At 58.9% G+C, this 19,124-nt stretch carries 20 protein-coding genes; 11 read left to right on the top strand and 9 right to left on the bottom strand.

Features of this window, described 5'->3' with window-relative positions; translation table 11 throughout:
* Window positions 1-60 precede the first annotated feature (60 nt).
* Both AC2FLP_RS00475 and AC2FLP_RS00480 read left to right on the top strand, forming a co-directional pair.
* Window positions 61-264 carry a hypothetical protein gene (locus AC2FLP_RS00475; protein WP_117868275.1) on the top strand — a complete coding sequence of 68 codons (204 nt, stop codon included), beginning with the start codon at window positions 61-63 and terminating at the stop codon, window positions 262-264.
* A gap of 116 nt (window positions 265-380) precedes the next feature.
* Entirely contained in the window at window positions 381-2,429 is a 2,049-nt protein-coding gene (locus AC2FLP_RS00480; protein ID WP_496681468.1) for an acetyl-CoA carboxylase biotin carboxylase subunit, read from the top strand.
* Between the two features lie 76 nt (window positions 2,430-2,505).
* Here AC2FLP_RS00480 and AC2FLP_RS00485 read toward each other — a convergent pair whose 3' ends face one another.
* Window positions 2,506-2,952 carry a DUF4174 domain-containing protein gene (locus AC2FLP_RS00485; RefSeq protein ID WP_299894905.1) on the bottom strand — a complete coding sequence of 149 codons (447 nt, stop codon included), beginning with the start codon at window positions 2,950-2,952 and terminating at the stop codon, window positions 2,506-2,508.
* Window positions 2,953-3,120: 168 nt separating this feature from the next.
* On the opposite strand from AC2FLP_RS00485, the gene scpA reads away from it, so the two are divergent.
* The 6 genes from scpA (at window position 3,121) to AC2FLP_RS00515 (ending at window position 8,585) form a co-directional block, all read left to right on the top strand.
* Window positions 3,121-5,247, top strand: a complete 2,127-nt coding sequence (gene scpA, locus AC2FLP_RS00490) for a methylmalonyl-CoA mutase (RefSeq protein ID WP_496681464.1) — start codon at window positions 3,121-3,123, stop codon at window positions 5,245-5,247.
* A 106-nt stretch (window positions 5,248-5,353) separates the two neighbouring features.
* The gene (locus tag AC2FLP_RS00495) at window positions 5,354-5,956 is read left to right on the top strand and encodes a VOC family protein (RefSeq protein ID WP_496681461.1); all 603 of its coding nucleotides are present in this window, start codon (window positions 5,354-5,356) and stop codon (window positions 5,954-5,956) included.
* Entirely contained in the window at window positions 5,953-6,441 is a 489-nt protein-coding gene (locus AC2FLP_RS00500) for a GNAT family N-acetyltransferase (RefSeq protein ID WP_496681458.1), read from the top strand. Before AC2FLP_RS00495 ends, AC2FLP_RS00500 begins: the two co-directional genes overlap by 4 nt.
* A 45-nt stretch (window positions 6,442-6,486) precedes the next feature.
* Window positions 6,487-7,167, top strand: a complete 681-nt coding sequence (locus AC2FLP_RS00505; RefSeq protein ID WP_299894896.1) for a molecular chaperone DjiA — start codon at window positions 6,487-6,489, stop codon at window positions 7,165-7,167.
* 4 nt (window positions 7,168-7,171) lie between these two features.
* A complete protein-coding gene (locus AC2FLP_RS00510; protein WP_496681455.1) occupies window positions 7,172-8,173 on the top strand; it encodes an endonuclease/exonuclease/phosphatase family protein in 1,002 nt (333 codons plus the stop codon).
* Window positions 8,174-8,210: 37 nt separating this feature from the next.
* A complete protein-coding gene (locus tag AC2FLP_RS00515; RefSeq protein WP_496681452.1) occupies window positions 8,211-8,585 on the top strand; it encodes a hypothetical protein in 375 nt (124 codons plus the stop codon).
* Between the two features lie 12 nt (window positions 8,586-8,597).
* On the opposite strand, the gene AC2FLP_RS00520 is transcribed toward AC2FLP_RS00515, so the two are convergent.
* The 5 genes from AC2FLP_RS00520 to AC2FLP_RS00540 all read right to left on the bottom strand — a co-directional run bounded on the left by AC2FLP_RS00520 (window position 8,598) and on the right by AC2FLP_RS00540 (window position 14,383).
* Entirely contained in the window at window positions 8,598-10,142 is a 1,545-nt protein-coding gene (locus AC2FLP_RS00520) for a Ppx/GppA family phosphatase (RefSeq protein ID WP_496681449.1), read from the bottom strand.
* Window positions 10,143-10,191: 49 nt separating this feature from the next.
* Window positions 10,192-10,881 (bottom strand): P-loop NTPase family protein, encoded by a 690-nt coding sequence (locus tag AC2FLP_RS00525; RefSeq protein ID WP_496681446.1) that lies wholly within the window; start codon window positions 10,879-10,881, stop codon window positions 10,192-10,194.
* The gene (locus AC2FLP_RS00530) at window positions 10,882-11,955 is read right to left on the bottom strand and encodes an AI-2E family transporter (protein ID WP_117868285.1); all 1,074 of its coding nucleotides are present in this window, start codon (window positions 11,953-11,955) and stop codon (window positions 10,882-10,884) included.
* Between the two features lie 89 nt (window positions 11,956-12,044).
* Window positions 12,045-13,019, bottom strand: coding sequence for an isopenicillin N synthase family dioxygenase (locus tag AC2FLP_RS00535; RefSeq protein WP_117868286.1), 975 nt, complete (start codon window positions 13,017-13,019; stop codon window positions 12,045-12,047).
* Window positions 13,019-14,383 carry an FAD-dependent oxidoreductase gene (locus AC2FLP_RS00540; protein ID WP_496681443.1) on the bottom strand — a complete coding sequence of 455 codons (1,365 nt, stop codon included), beginning with the start codon at window positions 14,381-14,383 and terminating at the stop codon, window positions 13,019-13,021. Before AC2FLP_RS00540 ends, AC2FLP_RS00535 begins: the two co-directional genes overlap by 1 nt.
* Window positions 14,384-14,551: 168 nt before the next feature.
* On the opposite strand from AC2FLP_RS00540, the gene proS reads away from it, so the two are divergent.
* Complete coding sequence (proS, locus tag AC2FLP_RS00545) at window positions 14,552-15,892, top strand: proline--tRNA ligase (RefSeq protein WP_117868287.1); 1,341 nt, start codon at window positions 14,552-14,554, stop codon at window positions 15,890-15,892.
* Window positions 15,893-16,008: 116 nt separating this feature from the next.
* Here the strand turns inward: proS and AC2FLP_RS00550 are convergent, their stop codons facing one another.
* Together AC2FLP_RS00550 and AC2FLP_RS00555 are read right to left on the bottom strand one after the other, a co-directional pair.
* Window positions 16,009-16,368, bottom strand: a complete 360-nt coding sequence (locus AC2FLP_RS00550; RefSeq protein ID WP_299641745.1) for a hypothetical protein — start codon at window positions 16,366-16,368, stop codon at window positions 16,009-16,011.
* A 17-nt stretch (window positions 16,369-16,385) separates the two neighbouring features.
* Window positions 16,386-16,673, bottom strand: coding sequence for a hypothetical protein (locus tag AC2FLP_RS00555; protein ID WP_496681440.1), 288 nt, complete (start codon window positions 16,671-16,673; stop codon window positions 16,386-16,388).
* 50 nt (window positions 16,674-16,723) lie between these two features.
* Between AC2FLP_RS00555 and AC2FLP_RS00560 the strand changes: the two genes are divergently transcribed.
* On the top strand, window positions 16,724-18,019 hold the full coding sequence (locus AC2FLP_RS00560) for a lipoprotein-releasing ABC transporter permease subunit (RefSeq protein WP_496681437.1): 1,296 nt from the start codon (window positions 16,724-16,726) through the stop codon (window positions 18,017-18,019).
* Window positions 18,012-18,698, top strand: coding sequence for an ABC transporter ATP-binding protein (locus AC2FLP_RS00565; protein ID WP_496681435.1), 687 nt, complete (start codon window positions 18,012-18,014; stop codon window positions 18,696-18,698). The genes AC2FLP_RS00560 and AC2FLP_RS00565 overlap by 8 nt, the downstream gene beginning before the upstream one ends.
* Here AC2FLP_RS00565 and AC2FLP_RS00570 read toward each other — a convergent pair.
* The gene (locus tag AC2FLP_RS00570; RefSeq protein ID WP_117868292.1) at window positions 18,682-19,119 is read right to left on the bottom strand and encodes a DMT family transporter; all 438 of its coding nucleotides are present in this window, start codon (window positions 19,117-19,119) and stop codon (window positions 18,682-18,684) included. The genes AC2FLP_RS00565 and AC2FLP_RS00570 overlap by 17 nt on opposite strands.
* Window positions 19,120-19,124 lie beyond the last annotated feature (5 nt).

The raw sequence follows: 19,124 nt of genomic DNA on the forward strand, positions 1-19,124 counted from the left end.
CAATGCGTGTTTCGCGCATCTGACCCGAAAAGGACCAAGAAACCAAAAAGGGCAGATACTATGCGATTCTCACGCTTCATCCTTGTTGCGACGACCTGCGCGGGCCTGGCCGCCTGCGGAGACACCACGGGCGAACAGGCAATCCTCGGCGGAGGTGCCGGGGCAGTGGGGGCAGCGGTCCTCAGCGCGGACCCGTTGTTTGGCGCAGCAGTCGGTGCGGCGGGCAACGTGCTTTACTGCAAAACACAGAACACCTGTAACTAACGCATATTTTGCGGGGCGCGTGTCGTCCCGCCCGTCATCGCGTATCACGCCGTCGTGGGGATTGTTCTCTGCGGCGGCGTTTTGCGTTTCCAGAACACCAAGCCAAAGGACGTTCCATGTTCAATAAGATCCTGATCGCCAACCGGGGCGAGATCGCCTGCCGGGTTATCAAGACTGCCCGCAAGATGGGTATCGGCACCGTCGCCATTTTCTCCGACGCGGACAAGAACGCGCTGCATGTGTCGATGGCGGATGAAGCCATTCATATCGGCCCGCCACCTGCCAACCAGTCTTACATCGTGATCGACAAGGTCATGGATGCCATCCGCCAGAGCGGCGCGCAGGCGGTCCATCCGGGTTATGGCTTCCTGTCCGAAAACGCCAAGTTTGCCGAGGCGCTGGAAGCCGAAGGCGTGGCTTTTGTCGGTCCCCCGAAAGGTGCGATCGAGGCGATGGGCGACAAGATTACCTCGAAGAAAATCGCTCAGGAGGCAAACGTATCGACAGTTCCCGGATACATGGGGCTGATCGAAGACGCCGACGAGGCAGTCAAAATCTCGAACCAGATCGGCTATCCTGTCATGATCAAGGCCAGCGCCGGGGGCGGTGGCAAGGGTATGCGGATCGCGTGGAATGATGACGAAGCGCGCGAGGGCTTTCAGTCGTCAAAGAACGAAGCCGCAAGCTCGTTCGGGGATGACCGGATCTTCATCGAGAAATTTGTGACCCAACCGCGTCACATCGAAATTCAGGTTCTGTGCGACAGTCATGGAAACGGCATCTATCTGGGCGAGCGCGAATGCTCGATCCAGCGCCGGAACCAGAAAGTCGTGGAAGAGGCACCGTCGCCGTTTCTGGACGCAGTGACACGCAAGGCCATGGGGGAACAGGCCGTGTCTCTGGCCAAGGCCGTGGGCTATTCCAGCGCGGGCACAGTCGAGTTCATCGTTGACGGTGAAAAGAACTTCTACTTCCTTGAAATGAACACGCGCTTGCAGGTGGAACACCCTGTTACCGAATTGATCACCGGCGTTGATCTGGTCGAACAGATGATCCGCGTCGCAGCGGGTGAGAAGCTTTCAATCACGCAGGATGAAGTGGCGCTGACCGGATGGGCGATCGAAAACCGCCTGTACGCCGAGGATCCGTATCGCGGCTTCTTGCCGTCGATTGGCCGTTTGACCCGGTACCGCCCGCCACAGGAGACGGCAGCCGGACCGATGCTGGTCAACGGCAAATGGCAAGGGGATGCGCCCGAAGGGGATGTTGCCGTTCGAAATGATACCGGCGTCTATGAAGGCGGTGAGATCAGCATGTATTACGACCCGATGATTGCCAAGCTGTGTACCTGGGCTCCGACCCGCGAGCAGGCGATCGAGGCGATGCGCGTGGCGCTGGACAGTTTCGAGGTTGAAGGCATTGGCCACAACCTGCCGTTCCTGTCCGCCGTGATGGATCATCCGAAATTCATCAGCGGCGATATGACCACGGCGTTCATTACAGAAGAATACCCGGACGGGTTCGAAGGCGTGGAGCTTCCCGAGGCGGACCTGCGTCGGATTGCAGCGTCCTGCGCGGCGATGCATCGCGTTGCCGAAATTCGCCGGACCCGTGTGTCGGGCCGGATGGACAATCACGAACGCAAGGTCGGCACCGATTGGGTTGTCACCCTGGGGGGCGAGATCCAGTGGCCTGTCAAGGTGATGGCGGATCAGGATGGGGCTACGGTCAGGTTCGACAATGGTCAGGAAATGAGGGTGACGGGCGATTGGACCCCGGGCGATCAGCTGGCCACCATGATGGTCGACGGCGCGCCGCTGGTCATGAAAGTGGGCAAGGTCTCGGGTGGGTTCCGCATCCGTAACCGCGGCGCGGACCTCAAGGTGCAGATACGTACCCCGCGTCAGGCCGAACTGGCGCGTCTGATGCCCGAAAAACTGCCGCCCGACACCTCGAAAATGCTGCTTTGCCCGATGCCCGGCCTTGTCGTGAAGATCGACGTCGAAGTGGGGCAAGAGGTGCAGGAAGGTCAGGCGCTGTGCACAATTGAGGCGATGAAGATGGAAAACATCCTGCGCGCCGAGAAGAAGGGCACCGTTGCCAAGATCAATGCGGGCCCCGGCGACAGCCTCGCTGTGGACGAAGTGATCATCGAGTTCGAGTGATCATGATCGCGCGTTCGTCATACCAGTCAAAGCCTCCGGCATTCCGTGCCGGGGTCTTTCGGGGTGGCGAAAGCGTTCAGCCGCCTTCGCGGCGATCGCGGATTTCGCGTTCGCGCAGGGGGGTCTTGTCGATGGACCGGCCAATCTCGCGCACGCTCCACGGAGAAGGTTTGCGCAGTTTGACCACACCGTCCTTGTCGACGAATACCATCTGGAACCCACGCGGCCGCAACTGTGACCGGATCGGGGACCGCGCCGACGGATCGGTATCGGTCAGAACCACCACGTCGCGTTCACGCATGGCGGCCTCACCTTCGAGCAACATGTCGATCTGTTGTTGGAACCGCGGGTCCGCCGGCGTGTCGGCAAAGACCACGATCGGGCGGCTGACCCAGAGAAAATCGCTGAGTTCGCTGTCACCTACCGGGCGGACAAAGCTGTTATCCGTCGTCGCTGTGCCATCCGCCGCCCAGACGGACAGCGGGATTAGTGCCGAGAAAACAAAGGCAAGCGTGCGTATCATGTGGCCTCCTGTTCCTTCGAATATAGCCTCTGTGCCACCGATTGCGACCGACGATTTGTACCAAACACTCAAAATGTCGCGCTTGCGCCTGAATGAAACGGCCAAGTGCAAGACCTCAATGCGGAAGCTTTCGACTGCCGCCATCCGAATTGACGAGAGGAAACCGAAATGACCGACACGAAGGACTGGAAAGCGCTGGCCGAGAAAGAGCTGCGCGGACGTCCGTTGGACGACCTGACCAAAGAGACTCTGGAAGGCATCGCAGTCAAGCCGCTCTATACGCAGGAAGACACCGCCGCTTTGCCGCATATGGGCTCGCTGCCGGGCTTTGGTCCGTTTACACGCGGCGTGAAGGCCACGATGTATGCGGGCCGTCCGTGGACGATCCGCCAATATGCGGGCTTTTCCACCGCCGAAGAATCCAACGCATTCTACCGCCGCAATCTTGCGGCCGGTCAGCAGGGGGTTTCGGTCGCGTTCGATCTGGCGACGCATCGCGGCTATGACAGCGACCATCCCCGGGTGGTTGGTGATGTTGGTAAGGCTGGCGTGGCCATCGACAGTGTCGAAGACATGAAGATCCTGTTCGACGGCATCCCGCTCGATAAGGTCTCGGTCTCGATGACCATGAACGGTGCGGTGATCCCGATTCTGGCGAATTTCATCGTTGCGGGTGAAGAACAGGGGCACGACAAATCTGTCCTGTCCGGCACCATTCAGAACGACATTCTGAAAGAGTTCATGGTGCGCAACACATATATCTATCCGCCCGAACCGTCGATGAAGATCATCTCGGACATCATTGAATACACCTCGAATGAAATGCCCAAGTTCAATTCGATCTCGATCTCGGGCTATCACATGCAAGAGGCCGGGGCGAACCTGGTTCAGGAGCTGGCCTATACGCTGGCCGATGGGCGCGAATACGTTCGGGCCGCGACCGAAGCAGGTATGGACGTCGACAAGTTTGCAGGTCGCCTTTCCTTCTTCTTTGCCATCGGCATGAACTTTTTCATGGAAATCGCCAAACTGCGTGCCGCACGCACGCTGTGGCACCGGGTCATGACCGAGTTCGGGGCAAAGTCCGAGCGCTCAAAGATGCTGCGGACACACTGCCAGACTTCGGGTGTCAGCTTGCAGGAACAGGACCCCTACAACAACGTCATCCGTACCGCCTATGAGGCCATGAGTGCAGTACTGGGCGGCACACAGTCGCTTCACACCAACGCGCTGGACGAGGCGATTGCCCTGCCCACGGATTTCTCGGCCCGCATCGCACGGAACACGCAACTGGTGCTTCAGGAAGAAACCGGTGTAACCGATGTGGTCGATCCGCTGGCCGGGTCCTACTATGTCGAAAGCCTGACCAATGAGTTGGTCGAAAAAGCCTGGGGCCTGATGGAAGAGGTCGAGGAAATGGGTGGTATGACCAAGGCCGTGGCCTCGGGTATGCCCAAGCTGCGGATCGAGGAAAGCGCGGCACGCCGTCAGGCCATGATCGACCGGGGTGAAGAGGTCATCGTCGGCGTCAACAAATACCGTAAGGAACAGGAAGACCCGATCGATATCCTGGACGTCGACAACGTGGCCGTACGCGAAGCTCAGGTCGCACGGCTGGAACGTATCCGTGCAACGCGGGACGAGGCCGCCAGTCAACAGGCACTGGACGCACTGACCACGACCACCCGCGAGGGAGGAAACCTGCTGGCCGCCGCCGTCGAGGCCGCCCGTGCCCGCGCATCCGTAGGAGAGATCAGCATGGCAATGGAGAAGGAATTCGGCCGCCACCGCGCCGAGGTGAAAACCCTGGCCGGCGTTTATGGCGCGGCCTATGAGGGTGACGAAGGCTTTGCCGCGATCCAGAAATCCATTGAGGAATTCGCCGAGGCCGAAGGCCGCCGCCCCCGTCTGCTGGTGGTCAAGATGGGGCAGGACGGACACGACCGGGGTGCCAAGGTCATCGCGACCGCTTTTGCCGATATCGGGTTTGACGTGGACGTGGGCCCCTTGTTCCAGACACCGGCTGAGGCTGCGCAGGACGCGGTCGACAATGACGTGCATGTGGTCGGCATTTCCTCGCAGGCGGCAGGGCACAAGACATTGGCCCCGCAACTGGTGGAAGAGCTGAAAAAGGCCGGGGCCGAGGACATCATCGTGATCTGCGGCGGGGTGATCCCGCAGCAGGACTACCAGTTCCTATACGATCATGGGGTCAAGGCCATCTTTGGTCCGGGCACCAACATTCCCGAGGCCGCTCAGGACATCCTGCGCCTGATCAGCGAAGCGCGCGGCTGACGAAGGTCAGGTTTTTCTTCGAAACCTCTTGTGATCGCGCCTCTTTGGCGAAAACATACGGCCAGATCCGCAAGGATCTGGCCGTAAAACTTGCAGGAGGTGGCGCATGTTACTGGATCATCTGGCCGTCGCGGGTGAAACGCTGGAAGACGCAACTGCCCATATCGAACAAGCGCTTGGCGTTGCGCTGCAACCCGGCGGCAAGCACGAGACGTTCGGGACATACAACAAGTTGCTGGGTCTCAGGGGCGGGCTCTATCTGGAAGCGATTGCGATCGACCCGCAGGCGCAAACTCCGGGCAGAACGCGGTGGTTCGATCTGGACCGCTTTGAGGGCAGCCCGCGTCTGACCAACTGGATTTGCCGGGTCGAGGATATCGAAGCCTCGCTTTCGATGTTTCCAGATGGTGTCGGGAAACCGATCGACCTGACCCGGGGGGCGTTACGATGGCGCATGGCGGTTCCGCCAACCGGGCGCTTGCCGTTCGACAACCTGTTTCCCGCACTTATTGAATGGCAGGGCGACCTTCACCCGGTCGACATGCTGCAAGACAGCGCCTGTCGGCTGCGGCGTTTGGTTGTGTACCACCCGGATGCATTGACGCTGGCCAAACATCTGGGTGCATTGGATCATGTGGTGTTCGACACCGGCCCGGCCGCGCTCAGGGCGGAATTCGAGACTCCTCATGGGATTCGGGTGCTGGAATGATCATTCGCCCGGCCATGCGGGCGGATGCGCCCGCAATCGCCAGGATCACCAATGCGATCATTCGCGAGTCCTTGATCACGTTCACGACCGATGAGCGCAGCACGACGCAAATCACCGAGGACATCTCAGCGCGGGGCACCGGATTTCTGGTCGCCGAACATGATGGGCAAGTTGTTGGTTTTGCCACCTATGCCCAGTTTCGTGCGGGTCCCGGATACGCGCAGACGCGCGAACACTCGATCCAGCTGTCACCGGACGCGCGCGAAAAGGGCGTTGGGCGTGCTTTGATGCAAGCGCTGGAGGAGGCCGCACGAACCGACGGGCTGCATGTGTTGGTTGCAGGCATCTCCTCGGCCAATCCGGGCGCTGTGGCGTTCCACGCGGCGCTGGGCTTTTTGCAGGTTGGTCGAATGCCCGAAGTAGGGTTCAAATGGGGTCAACGGCTGGATCTTGTGCTGATGCAGAAAATTCTTTCGCCTGAGTGATCTGTCGCACCTGACAGTCCCGGATTGTGACGCTAGTGTATGCCCATGTCGATCTGGACCCGCATATCCGAAGCGCTCAGTGCGCTGGCCCAAGGCGAAAGCCTGACCGCAGTTTTTGAAAAACTGCGTTCGCCCCCGGAACGTTCGGTGGCGTTCACGATTGCAGTGATTGCGCTGGGCGCAAAAATGGCCAAGGCAGACGGTCAGGTGACACGAGACGAGGTTACGGCCTTCCGCGATGTGTTTCAGATCGCGCGTGAAGACGAAGAAGGTGCCGCGCGGGTCTTCAACATGGCCCGCACGGATGTGGCGGGGTATCAAGACTATGCCCGCAAAATCGCCCGGATGTTTGCCGAAGACAGCACCACGCTTTGCGACCTGATGGAAGGGCTGTTTCACATCGCCATGGCCGATGGGTTCTACCACCCCAATGAGAACGCGTTTTTGGAAGAAGTGAGCAAGATCTTCGGGCAGACCGACGCTCAATTCAAAGCATTGCGGGCGCGATTTGTGCCGGATGCTCCAAAAGATCCTTACACGGTTCTGGGTGTGCCGCAGGACATGCTATTGCCCGATATCCGCAAAGTCTGGCGACAACTGGTCCGCGAAACGCACCCGGACGCCATGATGGCGCGCGGTGTCCCGGAAGAGGCGATCAGACTGGCCGAGAAAAAGATGATCGATATCAACCGCGCCTGGGATGAGATCAACGGGGCGCGGGCCTGACAGGATGCGGCTGGCGACCTATAATATCGAATGGTTCGCAAATCTTTTTGATCAAAAAGACAATCTGATTGTCGATGACACCTGGTCCGGTCGGCATGACGTCACCAAGGCGCAGCAGGTCGAGGCGATTGCCAAAGTGCTGACCGCGATTGACGCAGACGCGGTATTGATCGTCGAGGCTCCGAACACCGGTAAACGCCAGAATACGGTGCGGGCCCTGCAAACCTTTGCCGAGGCATTTGATCTGCGCACCTCTGACGCGGTGATGGGGTTTGCCAACGACACGCATCAGGAGCTGGCGCTGCTTTACGACAGGACCGTTCTTACCGCGCGCCATGATCCCAGGGGTGACATCGACGACCCGTTGGCCCCCCGGTTCGATAGCGAGTTCAGGATCGATCTGGATATAGATGCGACCGAGGATGTTGTGCGGTTTTCCAAACCACCGATGGAATTGGCGGTGACCACGCAATCGGGCCGCGAGGTCCGGCTGATCGGCGCTCATTTGAAATCCAAGGCTCCGCATGGGGCTGAGTCGCGGGATGAGGCGATCCGTATCTCGATTGCCAACCGCCGCAAGCAACTGGCGCAGGCGGTCTGGCTGGCCAGGCGGGTCGAGATTCACGTTGCAAGCCAAGAACCTGTCATTTTGCTGGGAGACCTGAACGACGGTCCCGGGCTGGATGAGTTCGAACATCTGTTCGGCCGGTCTTCGGTCGAGATTTTGCTGCAAGCGGGGTTGTTCGACCCGCACGCGGTGACTGCTCATGGATTTCGGCCCGGATCGATACCCTCTACGGCCCGCTTTGCCCGCCCGAAAGAAGGCAGGTTTCTCGAGGCTCTTCTGGATTATATAATGATTACCCAGGATCTGCGTGCATACCGCCCGGGCTGGCGTATTTGGCATCCGTTTCGCGACGCGGTCTGCTGGTCCGCACCGGACCTGCGACAGGCGCTGTTGACGGCGTCGGATCATTTCCCGGTCACGCTGGACATCGACCTGTGACCTTTCACGCCTGCGGCAGGGGGACTATATATCAGGTATGAAACACGTTTTGCTGATCAGCATGATCACGGCTGGCATTGCCGCACCCGCCATGTCGCAGGAGGAAAACAGCAAATCCCTGATGGAGCAGGGGGCTGAACTGTTTTTTGAAGGTCTGCGCAAGGAAATGGATCCGGCGCTGGATGAGCTGCTGGGCCTCGCGGATGAGTTTGGCCCGGCGTTGCAGTCGTTCTTGCGGGAAATGGGCCCAGCATTGGCCGAGCTGGGGGCTGAGATCAAGGACTGGAGCGCTTATGAAGCGCCCGAGATCTTGCCCAATGGCGACATCATCATCCGAAGGAAGCAGGCCGAGGAACTGCCAGAGCCTGAAGACGAGAGTGATGAGTTGCCCGAAGGGGCAACTGATATCTGATCGGATCGATGGTCAGCCCTTGATGATCACGCGCGTATCGGATTTCAGGGCGTTTGCCAGAGAATTCAGGCGCGCTTCGGCAACTTCGCTGAACAGGGGGGCCGCTGCTTCGGGCAGATACAGCTCCAACTCGCGCTTTTTGGGGTAGAATTTCAGGCGCCCCATATTGGCGTCATTATGCATCCACAGCATCGCGCCAAAGCGCATCGCCTTGCCCAAGATCTCGGCCTCTTTCTGGCCTTTTTCGTCCAGCAGATCATACAAGGGTGCAAACCGGTTGCCCTCGCGTTTGTTGCGATACCGGTGCTGCAAGGCCAGCCCGATAAAGACACGTTCGGAATGCTTCAAACCACCCAGATTGGCGCGGGTGACGTTGTCGAAACAGACTTCGGCCCGGTAGTCGGGATGAGCACGCCAGCTGACATCGTGCAGAAGGCACGCAGCCTTGATCAGTCGAACGCTGCTGGGGGGGGCAGATTTGAACAGCGGCATCACGAAATCGTAGAGGTTGCGACCAAATCCGGGCAGGCGGGCATCCTTGGATTCGGAAAAAAGGCTTGCTTCGATCAACGGGTCGCGGTCGCGTAATTCCTGCGACATCTGTTCATACAGCAATCCTTCACGGATACCGTAGCTGGAAATGGCGATATCCTTTGGTTTGAACGTTCGGATCAGCCGGGCCAGAACATCCATCGCGTAGGGGATGAGCGACATGCGCGAGCTGGATACACCGGCCTGGCTGCGCAGCTTTTCATGATCGTTCTTTTCAATGAACTTGATCGTTTCGCGGACCTGTTTTGTCGTCATGCGGTATTCATGCAGAACGATCAGCGGATAGCCTCGCCGCAGCATGTCCAGCCGGGCAAATGCCCGCCAGCTGCCGCCAACCAGAAACAGACGATCCCGCTGCGGACCCATCTCATCGCGCAGCTTTTCCATCGTGCTTTTGATATGGGCCTTGCGTGCACGCCGTCCGCCCTTGATATCTCGCAGTTTCAGTGGCCCGAGCGCCGAGGTCAGGCGGCGGCCCACCTGACCGTCCCCGATCTCGGCCAGCTCCATCGAAGATCCGCCGATGTCGCAGATCAGGCCATAGGCGCCGGGCCATCCCAGCAACACACCCTGAGCTGAAAAACGGGCTTCTTCTTCTCCGGTGATGACTTCCACGTGCAGCCCGGTTTCCGCCTTCACCTGATTGCAGAAATCCGGTCCGTCCTTGGCCTCGCGTACAGCTGCCGTGGCCACGACATGCAGACCCGGCAATTCCAGATCCACCGCCAGATTCTGAAACCGTCGCAGCGCCGCCAGCGCACATTCGCGTCCACGCGGATTCAGTCGACCGGTCTCGGACAGGCCCGCGCCCAATTCGCACATGACCTTTTCATTGTAGAAATAGGCCGGCGATCGGGCCGCACCGTCAAAGATGACCATTCGGACCGAGTTGGATCCGACATCGACAACTCCGACACGCGACAATGCCCGGGTTCCAGGCTCGTCGAACAGTGGCTTTCCGAAAGGCCCCCAATCAGGGATGTCGGTTGCAGCGGTCTGATCCATGTGTCTTCCAGATAATGCTGTGTGAGGATGCGAAATTGGCGGGTGCGGGTCAATCACCCGTCTCGATCTCATCCGGGCTCATGTTCAGGACCCGCACGGCCAGGGAACGGGTGATGTCGCGCTTTTCCATGAGGGCCAATTGATCCAGCTGCGCAACCACGTCGGCCGCAGTTTCAAATCGCCGATCCATGTGTTTGACCAGATAGGCGATTACCTCGGGGCCGGGGTTCAGCTGCCGATCTACGAACAGTTTGGCCAGAACCGCACCCAGCAACGCATCGTCGGGCGGATCCAGCGCCACGTGATGGGCGCCTTCGACCCGGCTTTGCAGGTCGGCCAGTGGCAATTCCCAGAATTTCGGGGCCAGCCGACCAGTCATCAGCAGGGCGTTCCCTTCGGCCAGAACCAGATTGTGCAGATGAAAAAGCGTTTTTTGCTGGTCGGTATCGTCGGCGATCATGGGCACGTCTTCGACGGCAATTGGCCTGCGTGCCAGATCCGGGACGTCGTCATACCGCAGGTCAGCGGCCTGAATGATGCGTCCGCCGGTTTCCGCAGCCCAGACATGCGCCAGATGGGTTTTTCCTGCGCCAGCCGGGCCAGTCAGAACGAGCTTGTTTCCCGGCCAGGATGTGGCCGAGATCATCGTCACGGCCAAAGCATTGGCTGGCGACACAAAGAAATCTTCTCGCCCGAGCGCAGTCTTGGCGGGCAGATCAAAGCTGAGTTGTCGGGCCATTTACTCGGTTTCCTGATCCTGACCTTCAAGACCGGTATAAAGTCGGCTGTCCAGGTACAGCGATGTGGCAAATCGGGTCAGCACGCCCAATGCTGCGGCCACGGGCACGGCGATCAGCATGCCGACAAACCCGAACAAAGCCCCAAAGACAGACAGGGCCAGCAGCAGCCAGACCGGGTGCAGCCCGACAGAGCTGCCCACCAGCTTGGGTGTCAGGAAATTTCCCTCGGTGACCTGTCCGATGGCAAAGATGCCCGCGATCAGCCCGATATGAGCCCAATCACCCCAGAACTGAAACAGCGCCAGCCCGATGGCCAATGAGCCTCCGATCAGGGCGCCCAGATAAGGGATGAACGTGACCAATCCCGCAATGAAACCCACAATCAGGCCAAATTGCAGACCGGCAAGCATCAGGGCAACCGCATAATAGGTGCCAAGGATCAGGCAGACCGTTCCCATCCCGCGCACGAAAGAGGCCAGCACGGCGTCAATCTCACCGGCCAGCCGCCTGATGGTGGGGGCATGGTCACGCGGCAGGAGCTCTCCAATGCGGGCGATCATGCGATCCCAGTCCAGCAGCAAGTAAACAGCCACGACGGGTACGATCACCAGAAGGACAACAATATTTATCGCAGACCCAAGTGAAGCAATAACCGTTTCCAGAACATCCCCTGTCTTGGATTTCAGTGTTTCGCCGAAGGACAAAAGCATCTGATGCGTGTTCGACTCCCGATCCAGTAAGGACGGGAACTGTTTTTCAATGAACCCGCGCAATTGCTTGAACAGATCGGGCAGAACGTCGATCAGATCCAGCAGCTGGGTGATAAGAGCAGGTACCACCATCAAAATTGCAAGTACAAATCCCAAAACACCTACGACGGTGATAATTGCCGTGGCGGCCATACGCGACAGGCCCAGCCGCTCCAGCCGATCCGCAACGGGATCAAGGAAGTATGCAATTGCTCCGCCAATGACGAAGGGCAGCAGGACATCCCCCAAGGCCCAGAGGATCAACACAAAGACCGCAGCGGCGACGCTCCAGTATCTCAGCTGATCCTTTACCGGCAAAGCCATGGCGATCCCCTTGTTCAGGCCCTTGCCGGTGTTCTTGGCGTATCAAAGCCCATGATGCAAGCGCTTCATTGGGAAGGGCTTTGCCGGCTTCAATCGTGCAACGTCCCCAGTTCCGGGGTGCCTTCTTCCGCGGTTTCATCGGGCCAGTTGGTGCGCCAGATTTCCGCCGACCAGTGACCACAATGAACTGCCGGACGGTCGAAGCCGGGCAGGGCGGGCAACAATGGTTCAACAATGACGTCATGGCGGGGTACGGCGAAATAGGGGAACGAGTACCGCTCTTTGCCCGATCTGTTCACCACCCGATGTGGCGTGGATTTCAACCGCCCGCCTGACCACAGCTCCAGCATGTCGCCGATATTAACCACAAAGCCGCCAAGTGGGCAGTCCGGTGAAATCCACTTGCCGCTGCGGGTCTGCACCTCGAGCCCGCCCACCGGGTCAGGCGCGATGATGGTCAGTGCGTCCGTATCCTTGTGCGGATGGATGCCATAGCCCGCTTCATCCGCAGCCTGCGGGGGATAGTGTAGCAGTGTCATATTGGTCATCGGGTTTCGGAACGCGTCGCGCAAAATGCCAGAGGTCAAGCCCAGGCCGGATTCCAATGCGCCCAGCAACAGATCAGTGACACGGTCCAATTGACTCCAATAACTCAGGATGACCTCTTTGGCCTCGGGGACTTCAGCGGGCCACAGGTTCGGGCCGTACAGGGCACACTCAGCGCGCACGGGATCGGTGGCGGCAACCTCGTGGTGCAGTTTGTAACCCTCGTATTTGTCGGCTTTCCCGGATCCATCGTTGGGTGTGAAAAAACCCATCGGGATAAAACCGCGATAATTCTCGCGCGTGATGGCCTGATCCCATTTGCGGGAGTCTGTGATGGCAAAGATCTCTCGTGTGGTCTGACGGACGTGATCCACACATTGCTGAGACACATCTGTCCCGGTGATGGACAGAAACCCGATCCCCGCGCAGGCTTCAATAATGCTCTGTACCGTCGCATCAAAGGCTGCGGTGCCATGATCGTACAGCGGCGAGATGTCTATTGTCGGAATGTTGTCCATTAGTGAATCCTGACCCCCTGACGCTCTAGTTCCGTGTGTACAGGTGCCAGATTCAATTGATCCAGTTCCTGATTGCCCTTCAGCGACATCGCGGCTGCAACGCCCGCGCCCTGACCCATGACTGCGCAGCAGGCCATGTTTCGCGTGGCAGCATGGGCCACCCGGTCGGCACCGTGTGACCGTCCCGCAACCAACAGGCCTTTGATGCCCCTAGGCAGCATCGAGCGGTACGGGACCTGCATATACCGCCCCGTGGTCGGCAGGATCAGGATGCCATACCCGTCGATGAATTCGGGGTAGATGCCGATCGTGTCCTCGAACCGGCCCTGATGACGGGCGTCGTTTTCGGTCACGTTGTAAATCGCATCGATCTTGCGGGTGTCACGAATACCGATGGTCATCCCGAAATTCCGCAGCCGCGCGTTCTCGCAACCGGGCATAAACCGGCGCAAAGCTTCGATAGCCATCATCGATTGGCGGCGCCCTTCGATTTCACCGCGCGTCAGGCTGTCGGGGTCGGTACCATCGATCTCGGCCAGGTGGATGAGGTTCATGTAGGTGAGTTCGCCTGTGTCATGCATCGCGCCCCAGGTGCCGGCGATGGTGTTCAGATTCGGCGGGATCAGACCTTCATCAATCGCCTGCTGGAAGGGCTTGTGCACGAAGGGTGAGAACATGTCGTCCTCTTTCCCGCTGGTTTCGATATTCCACTCACCGCCGCCGCCCCAGTCCTTGTAGGTCTGCGGGTCTGCTTTGACGCCCTCGATAAAGGCACGTTTGTCGACGCCCGCCAGGTGGAACATGACAGACGCGGCCATCATGTCTTCCCGTGGCGTTTTATGCGTCGGAGCCCCCGCGCGATGGGCCACATCGGCGTCGCCGGTGGCATCGATTACCACCTTGGCCAGTATCGCCTCACGCCCGGCCTTGGATTCGGTGATGATGCCGATGATCCGGTCACCTTCCATGATGGGGGCGACGAATTGCCGGTGCAGCATTGGGTAAACACCCGCCTCTTCGACCAGCTTGTCCGCCACCAGCTTGAACCCCTCACTGTCGAGTTCATAGCTGAGCGACTGGCTTTCGGGCACCGCCGCGCCCATCTCTTTGGCGCGGGTTTCAAATTCCATCCCGATGCCGCCTGCCTCGACGGTTTGCTCGTGTCGGTACCACGCGAATCCTTCGACGCCGACGGCGGTGATGTTGCCGCCCATGCACCCGAACCGGTCAACCAGCGAGACGTCCACACCGGTCCGCGCTGCGGCCAGTGCTGTGGCCAAACCGGCAGGACCGGACCCGACGACCAGCACGTCTGTAGAGTGGATAACGGGAATGCTGCGGGCGGGTTCCTGAATGGTCTGCATCAAGGCCTCATGGGTTTTGAGTTTGCGCCACAATTGGAGTTCCTGATTGGAGGGTCAATCAAAAAACCGACTGATGCGAAGTCGCAAAAACACCAATGCCCGATTGCCCCCGGCGGTGGTTTGACATAATCACCTTTGAAGTCGAAATTTACCTTTGAAGGTTAACCCATGCGCCTCAGCCGTTACTTTCTGCCCGTTCTCAAGGAAAACCCTTCCGAGGCCCAGATCGTCAGCCATCGGCTGATGCTGCGTGCCGGGATGATCAAGCAGGCCTCTGCCGGGATATATTCCTGGCTGCCGCTGGGTTTCAAAGTGCTGCGCAAGTTGGAAAACATCGTCCACGAAGAACAGGCGCGGGCCGGTCACATCGCGATTCAGATGCCCATCATCCAGTCGGCGGATCTGTGGCGTGAATCCGGGCGGTATGATGATTATGGTCAGGAGATGCTGCGGATGAAGGACCGACATGACCGTGACATGCTGTTCACACCCACAGCCGAAGAATTGGTAACTGATATCTTCCGTGGCCACGTGAACAGCTACAAAGACCTGCCGCTGACGCTCTATCAGATTCAGTGGAAGTTCCGTGACGAAATCCGCCCGCGTTTCGGCGTGATGCGGGGCCGTGAGTTCTATATGAAGGACGGATATAACTTCGACCTCACGAAAGAAGACGCGTTGCACGCCTATAACCGCCATCTTGTCAGCTATCTGCGCACCTATGAGCGCATGGGCCTTCAGGCGATCCCGATGCGCGCAGATTCCGGACCCATCGGCGGCGATGATACGCATGAATTCCTGGTTCTGGCCGATACCGGCGAATCCGAGGTCTTCTATGACAGCGCCGTCACCGACCTGACCTTTGGTGATCGTGAGATTGACTATGACAGCCACGAGCAGTGTCAGGCCATTCTGGAAGAGTTCACCTCGAAATATGCACGCACTGATGAAACGCATGACGAGGCGCTGTTCAATCAGATCCCCGAAGAACGCCGCCGCGTGGCGCGTGGTATCGAAGTTGGGCAGATCTTCTACTTCGGCACGAAGTATTCCGAGCCGCTTGGCGCGACTGTGCAGGGCCCTGATGGAAAACCGGTTCCGGTGCATATGGGCAGCCACGGGATAGGCGTCAGTCGTCTGGTCGGCGCGATCATCGAGGCCAGCCATGACGACAAAGGCATCATATGGCCCGAGGGTGTGACCCCGTACCATTGTGGCATCGTGAATCTGAAGCAGGGTGATGAAGAAGCTGACGCCGCCTGCGACAAAATCTATAACGCTCTGACGGCCTTGGGGCTGGAACCGCTCTATGATGATCGCAACGAACGGGCAGGGGGCAAGTTTGCGACCATGGATCTGATTGGTCTGCCGTGGCGGATCACGGTCGGTCCGCGTGGTCTGAAGAATGGTGTTGTTGAACTGACCTGCCGCCGGACCGGCGAAAGCGAGGAACTGAGCCCCGAGGTCGCCGTTACCAAAGTTGCTGAAATCTACGAGCAGATTGCCTGAGCACAGGCATCCGTACCTGCTCTGATTGTCACGTTAAACTGACCTGATCCATGAAGGCGGCCATGATATTGCTCTGGCCGCCACTCGCGGCCTGACCAGGACACCCGGTTCAGACTTCAGCTTTGGTCCGCTGTCGGACGCTTTGCCAGGATGTCCCCATTGGCCCCGTCGCCCCGTGCCACCACGATCGGTCGGCCCAGTCGACTGACCAGTTCGCGAAACTCAAGGCCCAGAAACTGCAACCCGCAAACCCGCGCGTCCGTGGTTCGATCCGTTAAACACAGACGACCTTGCCGGAAAACCAGACGGTACCCTTTGTCTTTCAGAATATCCGTCAGATTGCCCCAGCTTGCCGCGCTGGCAAAGATTGGCCGAATGGCCGCACGCAGCAGCGCCGCTGTCTCGCAATCCAGTTCTGTCGATGCTTGGCGGGACGGAATAACCCCCGCACCGTTGGTTGAAATTTGAAAATTCATTGAGCGACCCCCGCTCCTTAAATGTGTTCCCCCGTAGGCAGGGTGACAAAGTTTCTGAAAATAATCAAAAAGAGTAATAAAATTTCGCGCCCATTGTTGCCTTTTCGATTCAGGAGCTCACAAAGCGCGATGATTAACTTCATACATGAAACAATATCGGTTTGTCTGTGATGCGCTTCACAACTCATGGTGTAACGCCAGCTTCCGAAGTCATCCGTTTGGCTCAATCGTTCCAGTTGCACACCGAGTTGATTCGGCTCATTCAGGCTGAGGAGTCGGGTCAGAGGGACAACCGGCTTGACCATCGGGTGAAATGCCGAAACTGTCCCCGCGAACAAGAACACCCGGAGCAGGTATGGCCAAGACCCCCCCGCCCTTTGCCTCTTTTGAATGGAAAATAGCCTGGCGTTATCTGCGGGCCCGCAGGGCCGAAGGCGGCGTCAGTGTGATGACCTGGATTTCGCTGATCGGGATCACACTGGCTGTGTTTGCCCTGATCGCGACACTGGCGGTCCGGTCCGGATTCCGTTCGGAATTTGTCGGCACCATTCTGGGCGCCAACGCGCATGTGACGGTCTATTCGTCAGGCGAGATCGATGCCCAGGGGCGGGTGGATCGCATAATCGCCGACTATGAGGAACGCGCCGCCCGTATCGCACAAGTGCCCGGCGTTCAACGCGCAGCTCCTTTGGTGAAGGGGCAGGTGCTGATCACCAACCGCGACCGCAGCAGCGGCGTTGAGGTGTTTGGCATCCGTCCCGATGATCTACTCGATCTGCCGGGTATTGCCCAGGCAGAGCAGGCTGTGGGGGACTTGTCAGAATTTCAGACGGGTGAGGATGTCATTGCAATTGGGTCAGGCGTGGCGCGCAGCATAGGCGCCACCGTGGGGGACGTCGTCAAGTTGACCTCGCCCAACGGGGTAAAAACCGCCTTCGGTACTTCGCCCCGCGTGAATGCCTATCGCGTTGTCTATGTGTTCTCGGCCGGGCGCTATGACATCGACCGCACGCGTGTCTACATGCCGTTTTCGCAGGCGCAGGGCTTTTTCAATCGCGAAGGTGTGGCGGATGAGATCGAAGTGATGGTGGAAAAGCCCGAAGAACTGGGCCCGATCCTGATTTCCATCCTCGAGGCATCAGGCGAGCGCAGCCAGATCTGGACCTGGCAGGATGCATCCGGTGGGTTCCTGCGGGCATTGGAAGTCGAGGATAACGTAATGTTCATCATCCTCTCGATCCTCGTTCTGATCGCCGCGATGAATATCGTCTCGGGCCTGATCATGCTAGTCAAGAACAAGGGCCGCGATATCGGCATCCTGCGCACCATCGGCCTAAGCGAAGGATCGATTCTGCGTGTCTTTTTCATCTGCGGCGCTTTTACCGGTCTGATCGGAACGGCTTTGGGGGTCATCCTTGGGTGCCTCTTCGCGATCTATATCGATCCGATCTTTTCGTTCGTGAATTACGTGATGGGCGGCGGCGTCTGGGATCCGTCGATCCGGGGCATCTATGCTTTACCTGCCGAGCTGCACCTGAACGATGTGCTCAAGGCCATCGGTCTGTCGCTTGGCCTGTCCTTTGTCGTCACCTATTTTCCTGCCCGTCGAGCGGCGCGGCTGAACCCGGTCGAGGCGTTGCGCTATGAATGATGTCACATTGCGTCTGAAGGGTCTGACCAAGACCTATCTGAAAGGCAAGCCGGGCGAAGTGCAGGTCTTGCGCGGAGTTGATCTGGATCTGCGCGCGGGTGAGGCCGTAGCGATGGTTGCACCCTCAGGGGCAGGTAAATCAACGCTTCTGCATATCGCTGGCCTGCTGGACATGCCCGACGAAGGAACCGTCGAAATCGGCGGGCGGAATGTGTCGGGCAAAGGCGACCGGATCAGAACCGCATTGCGTCGTCAGGATGTCGGGTTCGTATATCAATTCCACCACTTGCTGCCGGAATTCACGGCATTGGAAAACACCACTCTGCCGCAACTGGCCAATGGTGTGTCGGACAAGGCCGCACAGGCCCGAGCGCTGGACCTGCTGGACCGTGTCGGCGTGGCCGCACGCGCCAGCCACCGCCCCGCGGCGCTCTCTGGTGGGGAGCAACAACGGGTGGCGTTTTGCCGGGCATTGGCCAATGCGCCCCGTGTTTTGTTGGCGGATGAACCGACGGGCAATCTGGACCCCGAAACCTCGGATCAGGTCTTTGATACATTGATGAAGCTGGTACGGGACGAAGGGTTGTCGGCGTTGATAGCTACCCACAACCTTGACCTGGCGGCTCGCATGGACCGGATGGTTCGGCTTGAGAGCGGGGTCCTCAGGCCAGTTGAGTGATCGCAACGCCAATGGCCATGACAGCGATCCCGCCCATCCGCATGAAAGTAAGCGGCTCGACCTGTGCGCCGAACAGGCCGAAATGGTCGATGGCCGCGGCGCTGATCAATTGCCCGAGCAGCACAAAGAATACAGCGTTGCCCACGCCAAAATGTGGTGCGACGTGGGTGATCGACAGGACATAGAAAGCAATCAGGACACCTGCAAGCAACAGGTGTTTCGGCGCCTGGGCAACCTTGGACAAGGCCGCAAATCCGGGAAACAGCGCCATGATCAACGCCGAGGCGATGAAGGCAATGGCAAACAGCACAACAGCAGCCGTCGTTGGCGACCCGATGACTTTGCCCAGCGCCGCGTTAAGCGCGGCCAGGATCGGAATTCCAAATCCGGCGGCCAGCATGATGGCGGCGTATTGTGTCATTGCCC

The organism is Ruegeria sp. CDSA141, from assembly GCF_059612005.1.